Source organism: Parachryseolinea silvisoli (assembly GCF_021190955.1).
In the GTDB taxonomy this organism is placed as follows: Bacteria; Bacteroidota; Bacteroidia; order Cytophagales; family Cyclobacteriaceae; genus Ohtaekwangia; species Ohtaekwangia silvisoli.
In genome coordinates this window covers 359,932-378,768 of record NZ_JAIOAO010000002.1, presented here as the reverse complement: position 1 = coordinate 378,768, position 18,837 = coordinate 359,932, and the positions used below count along the sequence as shown (strand labels likewise).

General features: G+C 51.4%; 17 protein-coding genes and 1 tRNA gene. 6 read left to right on the top strand and 12 right to left on the bottom strand.

Annotated features, from left to right (window positions below):
- Nucleotides 1–11 precede the first annotated feature (11 nt).
- Together K7P01_RS11360 and K7P01_RS11355 are read right to left on the bottom strand one after the other, a co-directional pair.
- Nucleotides 12–1,625, bottom strand: a complete 1,614-nt coding sequence (locus K7P01_RS11360) for a DUF4270 family protein (protein WP_267293010.1) — start codon at nucleotides 1,623–1,625, stop codon at nucleotides 12–14.
- The gene (locus K7P01_RS11355) at nucleotides 1,609–2,409 is read right to left on the bottom strand and encodes a glycogen/starch synthase (protein ID WP_267293008.1); all 801 of its coding nucleotides are present in this window, start codon (nucleotides 2,407–2,409) and stop codon (nucleotides 1,609–1,611) included. The genes K7P01_RS11360 and K7P01_RS11355 overlap by 17 nt, the downstream gene beginning before the upstream one ends.
- A 123-nt stretch (nucleotides 2,410–2,532) precedes the next feature.
- On the opposite strand from K7P01_RS11355, the gene panC reads away from it, so the two are divergent.
- Genes panC through K7P01_RS11340 form a run of 3 tightly spaced genes read left to right on the top strand, consistent with a single transcriptional unit; the run spans nucleotide 2,533 to nucleotide 4,793 of the window.
- On the top strand, nucleotides 2,533–3,387 hold the full coding sequence (gene panC, locus K7P01_RS11350; RefSeq protein WP_267293006.1) for a pantoate--beta-alanine ligase: 855 nt from the start codon (nucleotides 2,533–2,535) through the stop codon (nucleotides 3,385–3,387).
- Between the two features lie 11 nt (nucleotides 3,388–3,398).
- Nucleotides 3,399–3,746 carry an aspartate 1-decarboxylase gene (gene panD / locus K7P01_RS11345; protein WP_267293004.1) on the top strand — a complete coding sequence of 116 codons (348 nt, stop codon included), beginning with the start codon at nucleotides 3,399–3,401 and terminating at the stop codon, nucleotides 3,744–3,746.
- A gap of 27 nt (nucleotides 3,747–3,773) precedes the next feature.
- Nucleotides 3,774–4,793 (top strand): lysylphosphatidylglycerol synthase transmembrane domain-containing protein, encoded by a 1,020-nt coding sequence (locus K7P01_RS11340; protein WP_267293002.1) that lies wholly within the window; start codon nucleotides 3,774–3,776, stop codon nucleotides 4,791–4,793.
- Here the strand turns inward: K7P01_RS11340 and K7P01_RS11335 are convergent.
- The 4 genes from K7P01_RS11335 to K7P01_RS11320 all read right to left on the bottom strand — a co-directional run bounded on the left by K7P01_RS11335 (nucleotide 4,777) and on the right by K7P01_RS11320 (nucleotide 7,086).
- The gene (locus tag K7P01_RS11335; protein WP_267293000.1) at nucleotides 4,777–5,187 is read right to left on the bottom strand and encodes an OsmC family protein; all 411 of its coding nucleotides are present in this window, start codon (nucleotides 5,185–5,187) and stop codon (nucleotides 4,777–4,779) included. The genes K7P01_RS11340 and K7P01_RS11335 overlap by 17 nt on opposite strands.
- A complete protein-coding gene (locus K7P01_RS11330; RefSeq protein WP_267292998.1) occupies nucleotides 5,187–5,765 on the bottom strand; it encodes a nitroreductase family protein in 579 nt (192 codons plus the stop codon). The genes K7P01_RS11335 and K7P01_RS11330 overlap by 1 nt, the downstream gene beginning before the upstream one ends.
- A 40-nt stretch (nucleotides 5,766–5,805) precedes the next feature.
- Nucleotides 5,806–6,516 carry a pirin family protein gene (locus K7P01_RS11325; protein ID WP_267292996.1) on the bottom strand — a complete coding sequence of 237 codons (711 nt, stop codon included), beginning with the start codon at nucleotides 6,514–6,516 and terminating at the stop codon, nucleotides 5,806–5,808.
- A 114-nt stretch (nucleotides 6,517–6,630) separates the two neighbouring features.
- Nucleotides 6,631–7,086, bottom strand: a complete 456-nt coding sequence (locus K7P01_RS11320; protein ID WP_267292994.1) for a MarR family winged helix-turn-helix transcriptional regulator — start codon at nucleotides 7,084–7,086, stop codon at nucleotides 6,631–6,633.
- Between the two features lie 98 nt (nucleotides 7,087–7,184).
- Here K7P01_RS11320 and K7P01_RS11315 point away from each other — a divergent pair, with 98 nt between their 5' ends.
- Nucleotides 7,185–7,694, top strand: coding sequence for a YdeI/OmpD-associated family protein (locus tag K7P01_RS11315; RefSeq protein WP_267292992.1), 510 nt, complete (start codon nucleotides 7,185–7,187; stop codon nucleotides 7,692–7,694).
- Nucleotides 7,695–7,699: 5 nt separating this feature from the next.
- Here the strand turns inward: K7P01_RS11315 and K7P01_RS11310 are convergent, their stop codons facing one another.
- From K7P01_RS11310 to K7P01_RS11285, 6 genes are all read right to left on the bottom strand, one after another.
- Nucleotides 7,700–8,239: a hypothetical protein gene (locus K7P01_RS11310; RefSeq protein WP_267292990.1), complete on the bottom strand. Its 540-nt coding sequence runs from the start codon at nucleotides 8,237–8,239 to the stop codon at nucleotides 7,700–7,702.
- A 60-nt stretch (nucleotides 8,240–8,299) separates the two neighbouring features.
- Nucleotides 8,300–10,501: a bifunctional alpha,alpha-trehalose-phosphate synthase (UDP-forming)/trehalose-phosphatase gene (locus K7P01_RS11305; protein WP_267292988.1), complete on the bottom strand. Its 2,202-nt coding sequence runs from the start codon at nucleotides 10,499–10,501 to the stop codon at nucleotides 8,300–8,302.
- A gap of 345 nt (nucleotides 10,502–10,846) precedes the next feature.
- Nucleotides 10,847–11,425: a 5'-methylthioadenosine/S-adenosylhomocysteine nucleosidase family protein gene (locus tag K7P01_RS11300; protein ID WP_267292986.1), complete on the bottom strand. Its 579-nt coding sequence runs from the start codon at nucleotides 11,423–11,425 to the stop codon at nucleotides 10,847–10,849.
- Nucleotides 11,426–11,474: 49 nt separating this feature from the next.
- Nucleotides 11,475–11,549, bottom strand: a tRNA-Val gene (locus K7P01_RS11295).
- Nucleotides 11,550–11,770: 221 nt separating this feature from the next.
- Nucleotides 11,771–13,723, bottom strand: a complete 1,953-nt coding sequence (locus K7P01_RS11290) for a DUF7133 domain-containing protein (RefSeq protein WP_267292984.1) — start codon at nucleotides 13,721–13,723, stop codon at nucleotides 11,771–11,773.
- Nucleotides 13,724–13,737: 14 nt separating this feature from the next.
- Nucleotides 13,738–15,651, bottom strand: a complete 1,914-nt coding sequence (locus K7P01_RS11285) for a family 16 glycoside hydrolase (protein WP_267292982.1) — start codon at nucleotides 15,649–15,651, stop codon at nucleotides 13,738–13,740.
- 251 nt (nucleotides 15,652–15,902) lie between these two features.
- On the opposite strand from K7P01_RS11285, the gene K7P01_RS11280 reads away from it, so the two are divergent.
- Both K7P01_RS11280 and K7P01_RS11275 read left to right on the top strand, forming a co-directional pair.
- Nucleotides 15,903–17,093: a M20 metallopeptidase family protein gene (locus K7P01_RS11280; RefSeq protein ID WP_267292980.1), complete on the top strand. Its 1,191-nt coding sequence runs from the start codon at nucleotides 15,903–15,905 to the stop codon at nucleotides 17,091–17,093.
- 104 nt (nucleotides 17,094–17,197) lie between these two features.
- Entirely contained in the window at nucleotides 17,198–18,814 is a 1,617-nt protein-coding gene (locus K7P01_RS11275) for a Na/Pi symporter (protein ID WP_267292978.1), read from the top strand.
- Nucleotides 18,815–18,837 lie beyond the last annotated feature (23 nt).

Here is an 18,837-nt window from a genome sequence, read left to right as displayed (position 1 = left end):
AAATAATTGTTTTAATTGATTGCAGGGGTGGTATAATAAACCCGGAGGATGATGTTATCCTTCCGGAAAGCTGCCCGGTTCAACATCTTGCCGTAAATATGGCGGCCATATGGAGGATCCGAGGCGGCCGCTGCCGGCGCATAAGGCAGCAGGACGGCCTTCGTAAAGAGCGGAGCATCACCTGTCTTTAAGAACAGTTGCTGGAAGAACCTCGGCGCACTGCCCCGGTAGGTCTTCGTATCCGCCGAGTAGTTCAGTGTCAGGAACGTTCTGTTATCGTTCATCACAAAGAAGGTACTGTCAAAGGCAAAACGCGAGCCACGTACGAAATAAAAGTAGTTTGAATAGCTGGTCGTCGCATCGTTGTTGAAGTTAATGAATCCTTCATACGACGCGATGTTATTATACGACGTTTGGTAGTCACCGCTCCGTCCGGGGAAGGGCAGCTCGATAAACCGGTTGTTGTTATTGATTAGCTTCACGGCCAGATTACCCGGAGGCGTCAGCACACCGCCATCTTCTACGTCTTTAATGATAAACTCAGCATCGTTGATCACTACCCGGCCAAGACCGTCCAGGGCGCTTTTGAATGCAGAGAAGTCGATCTTTGTCACGACACCGGTACCGGCCTGTACATATCGCAGGTCGTTGCCCAGGTCGGTATCCTGATAGAATGTATTTAAACCGCTTAACTCGGATACAGCACGATCGGCTGTAATTTGGTTGTAGCTCACCAAGCCTGCAAAAGTAATCGGCAGCATCAATGAGTCTTCTTTCGTTGTGTGATAATGAATCTCCAAACGCGTCAGCGCGTCGGCGGGATTAAAGCCAATCACTTTGTCTCCTTGTGGAATGATTGCAATACCCTTCAGGTGTTTCTGGAAGAAGGCACGGCTCTGCGCGGAATCCGGGTTTTCGCGGATCAGATCAAACAACCGTTGCCCAAACGCGGGGTCCAGGTTTACCGACGTGATGATTTCCGGAGGCGTAGCATCAGCAGCATAGCTGATGTGCTTGTCCCTGTCCACGCCATAGGTTTTGGTACCCAGCGCCACAGGGTTGTAGGGTATTGTAGTTTTGCTCAGGTACAGCTGCGGCTGCGGGTATGTAATTTCCTGCGGCTTCTGCTGGCCACCAATGTGTGTGGTCTTGGTTACCGTATACCCAGCCACGAGCCTTTCTGTCACCTCGTGAACAGCAATTTGTTGCTGCGTGTTGCCGGCAGCGCCGTATACGTAAAAGTCATGACGGAACTGAATGGACACCGAGTCAAACACCGCGTCATCGCGTGTAATGACGCCGTTGTTGTTCAGCGTGTCGATCTCGAGCGTATCGGCGGGCAACAGCTCGGCGAAAGTGGCCGACGCGATGTCACCAAAACGGGAGTCGTTATACCGGCCCACGAGGAACCGGTTCACGTCGTTGACGGCATCATAGTTCGACGTGCGAACAGAATCCAATAGCAGGATGCTACTCGTCACGGGAATGTCGATGGTCTTGAGATCGAATTTGGAATTTGGATTTGGATATCCTAATCGGTTGGCCTCATCTTCGCATGAGAAAAAAAATAAGGCAACTGCCAATACGGTCAGTTGCCCTTGAATGCGATTAACCCACAAGTTCATTATAGAAATTAAAATAGGATTCGGTGTAGTTTTCTTCCTTGATTGTTTCGACTTTCTTCTCTTTGATTTTCTTGAAAAGGCCTTCCAGTTTTTTGGTTTCGCCTTCGGCCAGTACGGCATCCGAAAACTCTATACCCAATTTGATAAAGCCTTCGAAGTCTGCTGACTTCAAGTTGCCCAACATGTTGTCTTCAATGTCCATCATCTTCACCTTGTCCATAAGGTCACCTTTGAATTTGTGTGTAAAGGCATTGTTATAGATCGTGAAAACGGTCTTGGTGTTTTTAAACAACGGGTCGTTCTTGTAGGTCGTCTTGAGATACAGCGGTATAAAGCTTGTGATCCAGTCGTTGCAATGAACTACGTCCGGGGCCCAGCCCAACTTACGCACGGTTTCAATAACACCCTTGCAGAAAAAGATAGCGCGCTCGTCGTTGTCTTCGTAGAAGTTGTTCTCTTTGTCGTGGAAAACTGACTTGCGATGGAAATAATCTTCGTTATCGATAAAGTACACTTGAAGCTTGGCGTTCGGAATAGACGCTACTTTAATGATCAGAGGCTTCTCTTCATCCCCCACGGCAATGTTAATACCCGACAGCCTCACTACTTCATGTAACCGGTTTTTACGTTCGTTGATGATACCAAAACGCGGCACGAGAATCCTGATCTCCATCCCCTTTTCCTGCATGGCTTGCGGAAGCTTACGGACAAAGTCCGCTACTTCTGAAGTTTGCAAAAATGGGTTTATCTCGCTGGCTACATAAAGGATACGGAGTTTTGACATATTACTTAGATTTTAAAAGTAGAACGGAAAATTGAGCCACAAAAGTACAAAAAAATACCCCCTGGATCAACTTATTTTCCTTTTTCCCTATATCTTTGACCCCCTTTGCCAAAGCGGCGTAAAATGGAGATTTTCAAGCAAATAGCCCCATTAAAAGCCTTTCTGAACGCCCAAAAACGCGCGGGTAAGTCTGTCGGACTCGTCCCGACCATGGGCGCCTTACATGCGGGGCATTTATCCCTTATCAAGGCTTCAGCAGCGCAGAACGATGTAACGGTTTGCTCCATCTTTGTAAACCCTACACAGTTCAACAATCCCAGCGATCTGCAGAAATATCCCCGCACTTTAGATAAAGACACTTTATTACTCGAAAAAGTTGAGTGTGATGCTGTTTTTTGTCCGGAGGCGAGCGAAATGTATCCCGAGAAGGCGATTATCAGGTTCGATTTCGGTCACCTGGATAAGGTCATGGAAGGGGCTTTCCGCCCAGGACACTTCAGCGGCGTGGGATTAGTCGTTTCCAAGCTGTTTAATATCATTCAACCCACCCAGGCCTATTTTGGCCAGAAAGACTGGCAACAGTTCGCGGTTATACGCCGCCTGGTGGAAGAGCTGAATTTCGACCTGGAGCTCACCAGCGTGCCTACCTCGCGTGAAGAAGACGGCCTGGCGATGTCCTCGCGCAACCTACGTTTAAACCCGGAGCAGCGGCAGGTAGCCACCGTGTTCTACGAATCACTCTTGGGCGCCAAACAAGCCCTGCAGCAAGGCAAAACGGTGCAAGATGCCCGCGCCATTGTACAGGCAAAATTTGACGAACGGCAAGTTTCACTGGAATACTTTGAATTAGCCGACAGCAAAAACTTAAATATCCTGGAAAACGTTAAGGCGTCAGACTCGCTTTCAGGCCAGCCGATCATGTGTATAGCAGGTTTTGTAGGGGAAGTCCGATTGATCGACAACATGTTTTTACAGTAACAACCACCAACGTGAGAATTGAAGTTCTAAAGTCGAAAATACACCGCGCAAAGATCACACAGGCCGAGCTGCACTACGTGGGCAGCATCTCCATCGACGAAGATCTGCTGGACGCGGCCAACATGATCGAAGGCGAAAAAGTAACGGTTGTAAACGTTAACAACGGTGAACGCCTCGAAACCTATATCATTCGCGGCGAACGCGGCTCCGGCATGGTATGCCTTAACGGTCCTGCAGCGCGTAAAGCGCAGGTCGGTGATATCGTTATTGTGATCTCGTATGCCTCGATGAAGTTTGAAAAAGCGAAAGCGTTCAAACCGACCATTATATTCCCCACCCCCGACAATAAACTGTCCTAACGCCGGGACCACACTCAACCCTATACCGTGACTGTATCTTCCCGCTTCAAGACCATCCTCCAGTACGCGATCATCTTTGCTGTCACCTTTCTGTTAATAGGATTGTCGCTACGTGGCCTGAAGGGCGAGAATAAGCTGGAATACCTTAACGTCACCTGGCAATCGGCTAACAAAGGCTGGCTGTTGCTCATGGCCGTCATTGCCATGTTGAGTCACCTGGTGCGCGCTGCCCGCTGGCGTATGCTCATGGGCCCTGCCGGTTATGCGCCCTCGTTGGCGAATAGCTTCTACTCCCTCATGGTAGGCTATCTCGTAAACCTCGTCATTCCGCGTGGGGGCGAAGTGTCGCGCTGTTACAATTTATACAAGCTGGAAAAAGTACCGGTAGACATGTCGTTTGGCACGGTGGTCGTGGAGCGCATTATCGACTTGCTCTGTCTGTTGACGTTGATCGTCATTTCGTTTGCCGTTGAATCGCAAAAGTTATTTGCTTTCGTAGAAACATTGCCGATCAATCTATCCCATAGTACCAATCGCGTGCAGACGCTGCTATATATCGTAGTGCCGGTGCTCATGGCAGGTGCATTTGTGATATGGTTTGTAAAACGCAACGAGCGCGTCATGAATTTTATCCGTAAAACGTGGTATGGATTCAGAGAGGGGCTGCTTTCCGTATTCCGGTTGGAAAATAAGGCGCAATTTATATTCTACTCCGCCGCCATCTGGATGTTATACTTCCTGATGAGCTATACGGTGTTGAAGGCATTCCCGTCTACCGCCGAGCTGGGCTTTGGCGCTGTGCTGAGCTTGTTCGCTATCGGCTCCATTGCCATGGCGGTACCACTGCCGGGAGGCACAGGCTCTTATCATCTGCTTGTACCCCAGGGATTGGTGTTTTTATACCATGTTAACAGTGCTGACGCCACAGCCTTCACCTTCATTTTCCACGGCTGGCAAACAGCCATCATGATTCTCGCAGGCGCAATCTCTCTGTTGCTGACGTCCCACCGGGTGAAACGCGAAGCGCTTATTAGCGAGGAGCAGTAGCCGACAGGTTTGTCTGAATTTCGATGGGATTGGTCAGCGTCTTGTGCACAGGACAAGCATTGGCAATCTGTAACATCCGCTTGTGCTGCGTTTCATCCAGGTTGCCGGTAATAACAACGTCGCGGTGAAAGATCGTTTTTCCTTCAACCTGCTCGCTCAGTACTTTCACCTGTATTTGCTGTACATCAAAGTTTTTACGATTGGCATACATCCGCAACGTAATGGCTGTGCACGAGGCGAGTGACATCCGCAGAAAATCGTGGGGGCTCGGACCCCGGTCCGTGCCGCCGCTCCCGATAGGTTCGTCGGCGTGTAACGTATGCACCGTTGACTCCAGGGTGGTGTAGTACGAATCGGTACCGATCGTCGCCACGGCAGTTTTTTCAGGGATCATTAGAAAGTTCTGTTCATGACAAATTCTTGCTGCAGGAAACGCTCGCGAGGTGCCAGCTCGCGCAGCTTGAGCTTTTCCGGAAGGGAGGCCGGGTCGCCGGGATACCCTACGGCGAGAAATACACCGACCTCAAACGTATCGGGCACCTGCAGGTTGACAACGGCCTTCGGCATATCAAAGCCTGCCATCTGGCGCACTTGCAAGCCCAGCTCCACCGCCTGTAACGACAGGAAGGAGTTGGCTCCTCCCAGGTCGTACATGGCGTGTGCATTGGCGCTGCTGTAGCGCGTAAAATGTTTGCGTGCCAGGCTGGCGATCAGCAAGGGAGCATCCTTGGTCCAGATCTTATTCCCCTCGTCCAGACAATCAAACATCTTGTTCCAAAGTGTTTCCTGGTCGCGTGTGGCGTAGATATATACCCAAGGTTGCTCGTTGGCGCTGGACGGTGCCCAGCGCGTGGCCTCGAACAGCGAGTAGATTTTCTCGCCTTCGATCGGGGCCGCTGAAAATGCCCGTGTGCTCTTCCTGTTTTGTATCAGTGCCGTAACCGGATATTCGATCGTGGATGACTTCTGCATAGCTTCAAGGATCACAAATACGGCAGGTAATTTACACTTTTTAATTCATCGGAACTTCCATCAACAGGATTTCAGCATCCTCGTCCGCCAGGATCGATAAGCTCTCCGTATTCCAGATGCCAAATCCATCACGACGCTCCAGGCGCTGCCCTTGTATCGTTACGCTTCCTTCAAGTACAAACGCATACACACCCGTACCTTGTTTGTGGAGCGTGTACTCCGTTTGAAAACCTTTCTTCAGGTTGCCAAGCGAAAACCAGGCATCCTGGTTGATGCGTACGCTCTCCGGCGAATCCGTCGGCGCTACTACCACCTGTAATTTGTTCACGCGGTCTTCTGGCAGATACGTCTTCTGCTCATAGCGCGGCTGTATGTTTTTTTCTTTCGGGAACACCCAGATCTGCAGGAATTTTACCGGCTTGTCCGAATTCTTATTGTATTCCGAGTGATAGATGCCCGTGCCGGCGCTCATGATCTGTACATCATTTTCCTGGATTACGGCCGTGTTTCCCATGCTGTCTTTGTGCTCCAGGTCGCCGTGCAGCGGGATCGAAATGATCTCCATGTTATCGTGCGGGTGGGTGCCAAAGCCTTTGCCTGGAGCCACTGCGTCATCGTTCAGGACACGCAACGCCCCAAAATGCATACGGGTAGGATCGTAATAATGCGCGAAGCTAAACGTGTGGTGGCTATCGAGCCAGCCGTGATTAGCATTACCACGGGTGTTTGATTTGTGCAGTACGGTATTCATAAAGGTAATTTGTTGATTTGATCGTCCTTCCGACCAATGTTCAATCACTTAACACAACCCCTTCGATCGAAGTTCACACAACTGTTGTTATTACAATAGTTGTCGTGAATTTTTTTAACTGCGCAACTTATCCAAAATGCGGTTCAACTCGCGAGCTTCTTTTTTTGTAAGATTTTCAAATACAGACAGGAATGATGGTCCACGGTCATCAGCATCCATTTTTTTCAGCAGGGTCAGGCCTTTATCCGTCACGCGGATATCTACCTGCCGGCGATTATCTTCCCGAATCTCGCGGCTCACCAGTCCCTTCTGGCGCAGTTTCTCTACCAGGCGCGTGCAATTGCTGTTCTTGTCAATCATTCGGGCCGAAACTTCCGCCAGCATCATGCTCTGCGGATGGGCGCCTCGCAGAATGCGCAATACATTGAATTGCTCGGGCGTGATATCGAACTTCTTCAGATACGTCGCGTTGACGTTATACAGCCAGCTGCCGGTATAAAGAATGTTGATGCTGGCTTTGTGGTATTCATTTTGAAATTTCTCCTGCTTAATATCTTGCTCGAGTGACATATCTGTTCGTTCGGGTTACGGCACAATTCAAAGTAAGAACAATAGTTGTCAACACAATGTTCCAGTCGGACGTGCCAAAATTTTGTACCTTGCCTCGTATGGTAAAGTTTAATGCCAAGGTGCTCAAGTTCGAGAAAAAAGGAGAAAAGAGCGGCTGGACCTATATTGAAATACCTGCCACCCAGGCCTGCAAGCTAAAGCCTGACACCAAAGTGTCCTTTCGCGTTAAAGGTACCCTGGATTCCTTCGCCTTCGAAAAGCTGGCGCTGCTTCCCATGGGCGAAGGTAATTTTATCCTGCCGCTGAATGCCGCCCTCCGCAAGGGTACCGGCAAAAAATTAGGGGATACTATAAGGGTAGTCATGGAACCCGACGATCGGGCCTTACAGCTCTCCGCCGACCTGCTAAAATGCCTCAAAGATGACCCCGATGCCATGAAGTATTTTAAGTCGCTGGCGCCTTCACACCAGGCCTACTTTAGCAAATGGATCGAAAGCGCCAAAACAAGCGCCACCAAAACCAAACGCATCGTCCTGACCATGACGGCTTGCGCTAAAAAACAAAGTTATTCTGAGATGATACGGTCGTCGCGCGAATTTGAGCGCTGATAGGATCACTTAGCGGATTTGCCTTTTGCAGGAGCTTTGCCCTTGGCAGCCTTCTTTGGAGGCTCCGCCTTCGAAGCCTTTTTTGCACCTTCAACTTTTTTCCTGCCGGCCTCGCTCATAGCAAAGCTGCGCGTCATAGTCTTGATGTGCTCAACCCTCCGCAGCCGGAGGGCGCTCCAATCTTCGTCAATTGCCACCATGCGCACGGGCTCGAATCCCAGTGTCCCGAAGGCATTCCACCCGGTGTCACGATTAAAGTCACAGGTATATTTCTTCGACGTGCCCTTCGGGTATGCAAACCATAACACCGCATCGTCTTCCAGCACCTGCGGTACCTTTGTAGCCATGGTGTCAATTTGCCGCTGTGTCTTTACAAATGCCAGTATGAAGTTTACCCGTTTGGCGCCAGTCAATGACGTCTTGATAGTGGCAAATGCCTCCATGCCTTTCATAGTAGGGACGAAGCTTTCAGGAGCATCGATGATATAGAGCGTAGACTGATCTTTGTAGTTCAGCTTTTTGAAGACCGGATCCAATACAGGCATAGCAGACGGTATAAATTAGTGAACCCTAAGGTACAAAAAAATAAACCGCTTGTCTATGAGTTAATGTGCGAGCTTATTCAGCAGTTGAATAACACCCTGTTGTGACGGTATATTGTAGTGTGCAAGGGTATGGCCTGCCCCCACTTTAATCGTAACGGCTTTCTCGGTCAACGCCCGGAACATATCTTCATCCGTCTTATCATCGCCAATGGCTAGCACGAAATCGTATGCATGGTCATCGACTAGCCGGCGCGCAGCATTTCCTTTATCGACGCCAGCTACACGCACCTCGATCACTTTGTTGCCATCGATAATCTGCAACTGCCCGTTACGCACCAGGTGGAAAAGGTTGTCGAGCAATTCGCGTGAGCGTACAAAGCCAAGCTCAGCGTCCACATTGCGATAATGCCATGCGAGCGTGTGATTCTTTTCTTCAATAAATGCCCCCGGGCTTCGCTGTGCAAAAAGCTCCAGCGTCGGACGGATCAGGGGCTTCCAGGTTTGATCAATCGCTTCACCATGCGTCCACGGACCGTTCTTGAGACGGATAGACGCGCCGTGCTCCGCCACCAGGTTAAGTGACAAATTGCTAAACCATTCCTCCAACGTTGAGCTGTCACGTCCGCTGATGATCGTAATGTCGGTTTGTGTATTCGCTGAAAGCTCTCCCAGCAGTTTCAACAGGTTCTCATCGGGTCGCGCTTGTGACGGGTGGCGTGCAAAAGGCACCAGGGTGCCATCATAATCTAACAATAGGTGTCGCGTACCCGCGTGGTGGAAGTCGTCCGAAATGTGTTTCGCCACGTTGGCGGTGATGGCTTTCGTCTCCTGCTCATGCTGTTGAACACGCACATCTTCCAGTTGCTTTAGGAAATCATTCACCCAATGAATGACGGTATAGTCTTGTAGTCGTTTTTGCAACAACTTCATGTTGTGCCGCTGTTCTTGTACAGGCATTGTCAAGGCAGTAGAAATGGCGTTGGCCATATCAATCGTATCCACGGGGTTCACCAACAATGCCTCGCCCATTTCACTTGCTGCACCCGCCAGCTCGCTCAAGATCAGCACACCATCCTCCTGCGCCCGGCTTGCGACATATTCCTTTGCTACAAGGTTCATGCCGTCGCGCAAGGGTGTGATCAACGCGGCATCTGCTGCTTCATACAACGCGCACAGCTCATCAAAAGCCAGGTTGCTATATCTATAAATAATGGGTTGCCACGACAGCGTTGAGTGCTTGCCGTTGATACTACCCACTTGCTCTTCAATTAATTTCAAACGCTCATTGTACTTGGAAATAATCTGCCGCGAAGGCACGACCACCAGGACAAACACCACCTGCTCTTTCCATTCAGGATAAGCCTCCAGGAATTTCTCAAATCCCACCAGCCGGTGTGTAACGCCTTTGGTATAATCCAGGCGATCAACGGAAAATATGATCTTCTTATCTTGAAAGTTTTTACGGATCGTATCCCGTTGCTCGATCACGGCCGGCAAATTGGCCGCATCGTGGAATTTCGCATAGTCGATGCCTAGCGGGAATAAGTCAGTTTTAATGATGCGATTATCTACTACAATGGAGCGAAATTGGTGATCGTGCCCCGCTACCATGCGCACCGTCTTCAAAAAATGCTGCACATATTCATGCGTGTGAAACCCAACCAGGTCCGCTCCCAACATACCGCGAATGATCTTCTCTTTCCAGGTACGGTGTAACAACCGGAAGATCTCATACGAAGGAAAAGGAATGTGTAAAAAGAATCCAATGGAGATATCAGGCAGTTTTTGCCGGATCATGTCGGGTAATAACAGCAACTGATAGTCGTGAATCCATAATGTATCACCGGGTTGCAAGAAGGTGAGGAGCATATCGGCGAACGCGCGGTTTACGGCCTCATACGCCTGAAAAGTCTCCTCATCATATTCTACATAAGAAGGGAAGTAATGAAACAGCGGCCAGAGTGTGGCGTTGCAAAAGCCGTTATAGAACTTATTATAGGTTTTTTTCTCAATGAAGATCGGGTCGATCTCAAAGGTCGCTTCGGTACCCTCCTGTGCCTTGAATTTTTTCCAACGCTTTTCCGGAAAATCGGCAGCCCCCACCCAACGTTTTTCAACAGCACCACCCTTGCGGGCTTCTTCTTCAAAATAGCTTTTCAGGGCCGTTACCAGGCCACCATCACTTTGCCGGAGGATGACTTTACCCTCACTCTCCTGCACTTGGTACGGCAGGCGATTGGATACAACGATGAGTCTCTTCATAGGTTAAATATTTACCGCTTCGAGTTTATACAGCTGAAAAAAGCTGGCGAAGCAGACAGGTTAACTACTTACAGGAGGTTTTCAACCATGCGTGTGATGGACTAATCCTGCATTTACACCGACGAACAGGCCGGTCAGACATAAATAGTTTTTAAAAGATCGTACCCACTTTGGCTAAAATACGTGTTGTTGACTCAACAATGCGATTTCCTCCAAGGCCACGGCATCGTGAAGCGATGATTTTTGTAGAGAAAAATACACGACGACGCGTGATAGACCAGCCAGCAATTGATGAGATAGATAGAATAACGTGGCGCAAATCAGTGTGTGGCCACTACGTTGGGGTTATTGCGGTTGTCGCAGTTTATGAATAACGGTTTTTAAAGCACTGGATGCACTGCGTACAGAAGTCTGCCAATCCGTCGCTGCCTGCCCATCGGCGCCGTCCGATATATACTTCAGACACAAGAAAGGAATCTGTTCTTTCATCGCTACCCAGGCCAGGGCATACGCCTCCATGTCGATCACATCATACGCCGTGGCAGCGTGATTCACTTCAAAGCTATCGCCACTGCCGCAAATACCTTCAGGCAAGCCCGGCGCAGTCAATCCATAACGCAATACAGCAGGCTGATCGGTAAACGGTGTGGTATACTTCTCAAACCCCAACGCTGTCACATCCATATCGCGTTGAATAAACTGCGTACAGCACACGACTGTTCCCCGCGCATGCAGCTGACTCCCCGCCGACCCCAGGTTGATGATGATGCTCGGCCGCCGCAAGGTGATCTGTCGCATGAGACTAAAAGCAGCATTCAGCTTACCAACACCGACAAACAGAGGCTCAAACTCCGTAAACTCATGGGTGGCTTCTTCCTGAAGGGCAAAAGCGAACAGCGGGGTATGTGTTAACAGGTCGTACATGACAGGGTCAAGCTAATAAAAAAAGCCACTCGATTGAGTGGCTTTTCTGTGGGAGCTGAGGGGTTCGAACCCCCGACCCTCTGCTTGTAAGGCAGATGCTCTGAACCAGCTGAGCTAAGCTCCCATATTTTGGGACTGCAAAGGTAGTAGAGGAACGGATTTTTCCAAAGCAGGAGCCACGGCTAAGTGAAAAAAGTTTAAAAAATTTTTCTGGCCGATATCCCAGGCTCAAAACAAGCTTCTAATTATCATTTACTTAGATGGATTTCGGCCAACTCAAGAACATAAAAAAATCCCGAAGGGAGTTCCTTCGGGATTATGGACAATGCTATAGAGCTTAGATGCCTATGGATTCGGCGCGGTTTCTTTGCGCAAGGAGTTGATCCAGCTGGCAATCTTAAGGGCCTCGGCCTTCGGTACCTGGGGCATCGGCGCCATGGGCGTCTCGTGCTCGGGCCAGTTCTTCGGCTCGGGATTATAGATCAGCTGCACGATGCGCTCGTTGCTGTACTTACGCTTGGCTACGTCGGCAAAGGACGGGCCCACCTGGCGCTTGTTGACCTGGTGGCAGGCGGTACACGTGTTCTTCACCAGCAGCGGTTCGATCTCAGCATATGTGGGAGCTTTCTTCGAAGCAGTAGCGGCTGTCGCGGCCGTTGTTTTAGCTGGAGTAGTTTTAGCCGGGGCTGCCGCAGCAGACTTTTTCGTGCTGTATTGACCCGGCGCCAGGCGTGCACCGTCGGGAATGTTGTTGAGGGTATAGAACGCCGTGGCGTGCAATACCGGCAAGCCGTCTTGCGAGCGGATGCCCGGCAAGATGAGCTCATGTAGGTAATACTGACGCAGGTTGTCGATCACCAGTCGCACGGTCATCGCGTCGTCAGATACTTTTACGCCTTTAATGACTAGCTTCTCGTCGTTGATAGTCGGGCTGCCGTATACCGAGTGGTATTTGTAGATAAAGCTGCGGCCTTCGTAGGATGACAGGTCCTCTGCCTTTGCTTTGTCAACCGGTTTGGTGAACTCGATCTCGAAGCCGTCAGGCATCGCGCGAACAGTCTTCATTTCCATCGGCACAGCCCCCATCCAGAGCAAGCGTTGGAAGCCCGAAGTGGTGGTACCAGCGGAGCCCCAGCCCCGGTTTGTTTCACCGACAAACAGGGAGCCGTCGTGGCCCCAGTTCATACGCAATACACCCGACTGGAAGCCCGAGCGGAAGTCGAAGGCTACACCCTGGAACTCGCCTTTTACTTTCTCCATCACAACCCGCATGATCTTGCTTTGGCCCTGGTCGCCTACAAAGATCTGACCGGCAAAAGGACCGAAGCCACCTGCTGTTTCGTCGCGGAGGATTTCAGAGTTAGAGATACCCAGCACACCGTGTGGCAGCCATACTGCCGGTAGGCGTACTTCCGGGAATTGTTTCTTAACCTCGAAGAGAAGGTTGGGATTCTTTTCATCGGCGATGTTCTCGGGCTTTACCGCCTGACCGTTCTGACGAATGCGGCGTTCGTCGAGCTTGGCAAAGAACTGATCGGCCGTGAGCTTAACCGGCGAGTTGGGGTGGCCTGTCCAACGAAGACCGGCGGGGTGACCCGTAAAGCTTCCTTTAGTTACGTGAAAGATCGCACCGGAACCTTGCCAGTCACCCTGGTTGTCGTCGTAGAACAATTCGCCGTCGATCATGCCCAACCCACAGGGTGAGCGCATGCCCGTAGCCCAGGGTTCCATCGTGCCGTTCGGCAAAATGTGCATGGTCCATCCACGCCACGGCTGGCGGCTTTCGCCACGCCACCACTCTTCGTCGCCGAAGGCTACGTTCCCTGTCACGAAAAAGCTGCCGTCTGGCGCGATCTTCGGACCAAAGGAATATTCGTGGTAGTGACCGGAGAGTGGCCACGCATAGATTGTTTCATAGACGTCGGCTTTGCCGTCGCCGTCGGTGTCGACCAGCTTGGTGAGCTCGCCGCGTTGGGCAGCGTAGAGGGCGTTGTCTTTATAGGCAAGACCCAGCGGCTCGTGCAGGCCGGTAGCGAAGAGGGTATAGCTCGGCACACGGCCGTCGACCATGGCAGCGTTTTCAACCACCCATACATCGCCGCGGCGTGTAGACAGGGCAATGCGTCCGTCGGGCAGCGTGGCAACGCCACCTACTTCGAGCAGTATACCTTCCGGAGTAGGAATGGTGATAATCTTATAATAGTCGTCTTCTGTGGGGGCTTTCACTTGCGCCTCCACTGGCAGGAGGGTACATGCTGCCAGGCCCAAAAGGAATAATTTCTTTATCAGCTTGTTCATGATGATCGTGCGATTTACCAAATGACAGAATATTTTACCGTGTTACCGGTTACAGGTACAACCAGCTCTTTCCTACCGCCAACTTCACGGATGGTAGCCTGTCCCGTAGGTTTTACATAGTACTGCTTGTCGTTGATGGCATAGCTGCCGTCGGGCAACGACAGGATACTGCTGCCTTCCGCCAGCTTGTAATATAAACCGGTTTGAGTACCGCGATCTTTAATCGTCACTTCGTGCGTGAGGATACGCTCGTTGTCTTCGGGGTATACTTTGTCGCTTACTTCCAGGCCCTTGTACAGGTACTTAAATACCGGGCGGCCCGTGGCAGGGTCTACGGTATATCCTTTTGAGCGATACTCGTTGGCTGTTTCGGGGAAGGCGTCATTCGCACCAGGCAGGAAAGCCAGCGGCTGGCCAATGAACAAATATTGTACAGCACCCAGCGGACGGAACGAACCGTCGCCACGGTCATGCCACATAGGAGTAGCGTCTACGAAGTCACCGCGCCAGACAGCGGCCAGGTTGCCCGAGCCCAGGTCGTATACATAGTTAATGCCGCCAGGTTCGCCTACGCCGATGGTGTGGGTGAGGCGCTTGCTGCGACGGCCATCGAAGTTGATAAAGGCACGGAGCAGTTTAGGCTGTGACCCGACAGCGATCAGGATCGGAGTGGTGGGTTCGTCGTCCGGCGGAAACGAGTTATAGGCATTTAGGGTCACAGGATACGTGCCATCCGTTTGTACGGTCAGGCCAAGGCGCGGGGGCATCCACGATGCATCCTTGAAGTTGGCAATCACAAAAGGATACGAACCAGCCTTCAGCGTGATGGAACCTTCGTCCCAGCCGCCGGCATCGGGGCGTTGCACGTCAACAAGGGTTTCGTCATTTACAGTAAATACAACGCCACCGGTATAGCCCAGACGGAAAGTGTATTTGCCGTCGGCCGGTACCGTAACTTTACCGGTATAGACAATACCGTAGCCATTCTCGTCGTCCAGTACATCGCACGTCAGTGACGGCGAAGTGCCGGTCTTTACCGGTTTGGCAGTGGCGAATTCTGATACAGCTTTGAAATTGCCTTTGTAGGCTTTGAAAGCGACGTCGCTAACAGACGCAGTACCTTCTTTCATCAGTTTGTAGCGGACGTTGCGGAAGGCCACGGCACCGTGGTCGCCTTGGATCATGATGGGACCCTTGGCCGTCTCGTTGTTTTCAACGGGGCCACCGGTGGGCAGCGGCACTTCTACGTTGTCATGTATTTTAACGCCGTTCAATTCAACGGATACAAAACGAGCGTTAGCAATTTTCTTACCATTGGTATCGAACTTCGGCGCACGGAAAGAGATTTTCAGCGTCTGCCACAAGCCGGGAGCCTTAGAGGGGTTGCTGAGCGGGGCTTTGCCAAGGTATATTTTGCCGGGTTCGTTCTCCCAGTTACGGTAGATGCCGCCAATGTCGGAGTACTTGGCGCTCTTTGCTCCCCAACTGTCAAACAGCTGGACTTCGTAGCGTCCTTGCAGGTATAAACCCGAGTTGGAGCCTTTGGGAAGCATAACTTCCAGGGACAATTCAATGTCGCCGTGCTCGAAGTTGGTGACGAGGTTATCCTTTTTAGTGTTGTCGTTCAGGTTCAACAAGATGCCTTTGCCGGCAGTAAAGCGTACCGCTTGGGGAGCAACGGTCGCAACTTCTTCTTTCTTGCCCTTTTTCTTTTTGCCGGTCTCGGCGGCCGGGGCGGCGTCTTCGTGGTGTACGTCAACGGTGCGGTCAATGACCACGTCGCCGACGATCTGCCAGTTACCCGCCTGGGTTTTGAATGCCGACATGTCGTCGAGCTTCAGCGTTTCCATTCCGTCGCGCTGCTGGGCGAAGGCCACTGAGCACGACAGCATCGTGAACGCCGCGAAAATGTTTGTGCGTAGGTACATTAAGGTTAGAATTTTTTGAAATGAAAGGTCCGAATATGCGAGGATAAGTTTGTATTCACAAAGAATGTTTGATCAAGGGTTTGACGCCCGGTTGGCGGGTCATATCATACCAGACAAAGAAATGCCCGGAAACCCTAACAAATACTCTCCAAAAGCGAAAAAAATCATCAATTCAGTCGGCATGCAGAATAAAGGATATTCTTTTTCAATCTGACCGGGTAGCGTTACTTTTGGAAGCACGATTAGAAACCATGAGTCTCCTTGAAAAAATAAAATCACTGTCGCAAGCGCACAGTGCCAAAACCGTAGCCATCCGCCGTCACATACACGCCAACCCGGAGCTCTCCTATCAGGAAGTAAACACGGTGAAGTACGTGGAGGAACAACTACGCTCGTTTGGCATTACCAACATTACCCGCATGGCGGGTACCGGCCTGGTGGCCGAAGTAGCGGGTAAGAACCCTACACGCAAGACCATCGCCCTGCGCGCCGACATGGATGCGCTACCCATCGTAGAAGCAAACGACGTGCCTTATAAATCCACCAACCCGGGGGTGATGCACGCCTGCGGACACGATGTACACACTTCTTCACTGCTGGGCACAGCCCGCATTCTGAACGAGGTAAAAGATCAGTTTGAAGGTACCGTACGTTTTTTGTTCCAGCCGGGGGAAGAGAAAAATCCCGGAGGAGCTTCCTATATGATTCGCGATGGTGCGCTGGAAAATCCCCGGCCGGTCGGCATCATTGGGCAACACGTATTCCCCCTGCTGCCAGCCGGTAAGATCGGCTTTCGCGAAGGTATGTATATGGCAAGTGCCGACGAGATTTACCTGCGGGTGATTGGCAAGGGAGGCCACGGTGCCGCGCCGGAACTGGCCATAGACCCGATCGTGATTGCCTCGCATATCATCATTGCCCTGCAGCAAATCATCAGTCGCAACGCCAGCCCCAAGCAACCTACCGTACTCACTTTCGGAGACATCGTGGGCAAGGGAGCGACAAATATTATTCCCGATGAAGTACGGATCGCCGGTACCTTCCGGGCCATGAATGAAACGTGGCGCGCGTCGGGCTTGCAGAAGATCCAGAAAATGGCCGAGAGCCTGGCGGAAGGCATGGGCGGACGGTGCGAGGTAGAGATCTCTCACGGTTATCCATACCTGGAAAACAACCCTGAACTTACCCGCCGGTTGCGGGTAGCGGCCGAGGCCTATGTGGGCCAGGAAAATGTACACGACATCGACATTACCCTGGGGGCGGAAGACTTTGCCTACTACTCACAGGTGATTCCGGCGTCATTCTACCGGCTGGGTACACGAAACGATGCGAAGGGCCTTACCTCGTACGTGCACACGCCCACCTTTAACATTGATGAAGACGCCCTGGCCATTGGTCCCGGCTTAATGGCCTGGATGGCCGTAAACGAACTGGCAGGCTAAGGCCGCCAGGCGTGCGTGTATGTTAAAACTATATTAATTATTGGGGCGACACAGTATAGATACCTGCGCCACAATGTATTTTTACACCTACTGTAAACAACTCTTTGGAAACTGCGCTACCGACTGATCCTGGAAAAAAGATTCGTGACAACGTCTGGATCGTACTGTCCATTATCGGCGCGTTGGTGCTTTTCCTCTTTGCCCTCGACCTGATGGTGTCATCGTTGCAGCATCTCAGCCGCAACGTTACTGAGACCATTCTGTTGGCCACGGCGAACCCCTTCACCGCACTGTTTATCGGTTTGCTGGTAACGGCTATGCTGCAAAGCAGCTCCACCACCACCTCGCTGGTGGTTGCCCTGGTAGCCTCGGGCGCGATTACCCTGCAGAATGCCATTCCCATCATCATGGGCGCCAACATCGGTACAACCATTACGAGTACGATCGTGGCGTTGGGCTTCATCAACCGCCGCAAGGAATTTAAGCGTGCGGTAGCGGCAGGTACGTATCACGACTTCTTTAATATTCTGACGACCGTGGTACTCTTCCCGTTGGAGTATTACTACGGTTTTCTATCGGGCATCTCCGATTGGCTGGCCAAACGTTTCTTTACGCCAACGGCCCGTCCCGTGGAGGAGACCATCAAGCCGATATCGAGCCTCTTCGGACCGGTGGTGCGGGGGTTGTCTGACCTGATACCCAGTCCGTTTGTGCTGGCCTTGCTGGCGGTGATCATGCTGTTCTGTTCCATCCTGATCTTCCGCAAGCTGATCTCGGATCTGCTCAAGGCCAAGTCCCCCGAAGTGTTCAGCCGCTTCTTTTTCAAGAGCCAGCTCAAGTCGTTTGGCTGGGGCCTGCTGACCACGGCAGCCATTCGTTCGAGTACTATTACTACTTCGGTGGTGGTGCCTATTGTCGCGAAGAAGATCGCTACACTGCGCCAGGCGGCTCCGTTTATTATGGGTGCCAACGTGGGTACAACCATTACAGCATTTATTGCGGCAGCGCTTAATGCCAATACATCGAGCGCGATCAGCATCGCCATTGCGCACTTCCTGTTCAACTTTATCGGTGTTCTGCTGTTCTTCCCCATTCCCGTGTTGCGCCGGTTGCCGATGGAACTCGCCAGCGGCTTGGGTAAGCTTACGCTGAAGTATCGATTGGTAGGCTTTGTATACTTGTTACTCACTTTCTTCTTTATACCCTTCTCGCTGATCTACTTCAACCGCGATGCGACCGAGAGTCTGCACCTGACGTACGCCGCCACGGCCCCCGGCGAACCGAAAGTATATTATCGTGTGGTAACGCAAATGAACAAACGCACGCAGAGCGGCGAGTGGGTACGATATGAAGGCAATGCCGAGACGATCACCGACCAGGAGCCTTCCCTTATCTACCCGGTATATGTGAAGAACGCCACCCTCTTTGTCGGCGACCAGATGTTCTTGTTTAACCGGCCCGGGTTCTGCTGGGACGGCGAGGATGGGCAAGGCAAGTACCGTGTGTGCATTGACCAGGTGTTGTCGCATATGGCACTGGCAGATATTTCGTTCGACTCCGTTTATGTGTACAAACAGCACTACGTGGAAGGCAGCCAAGCCCGTTCCGACCACCGTTATTATTACAGTGCGGCGCATAAAATTCTACTCCAACACGAGGAATTAGTTACGCCCGACAGCGCCGTGGTGCGCGAAAAGCTGCTGAAGTTTGAGCCTCAATAGCGATCTTTAATTCCAATCTTCTC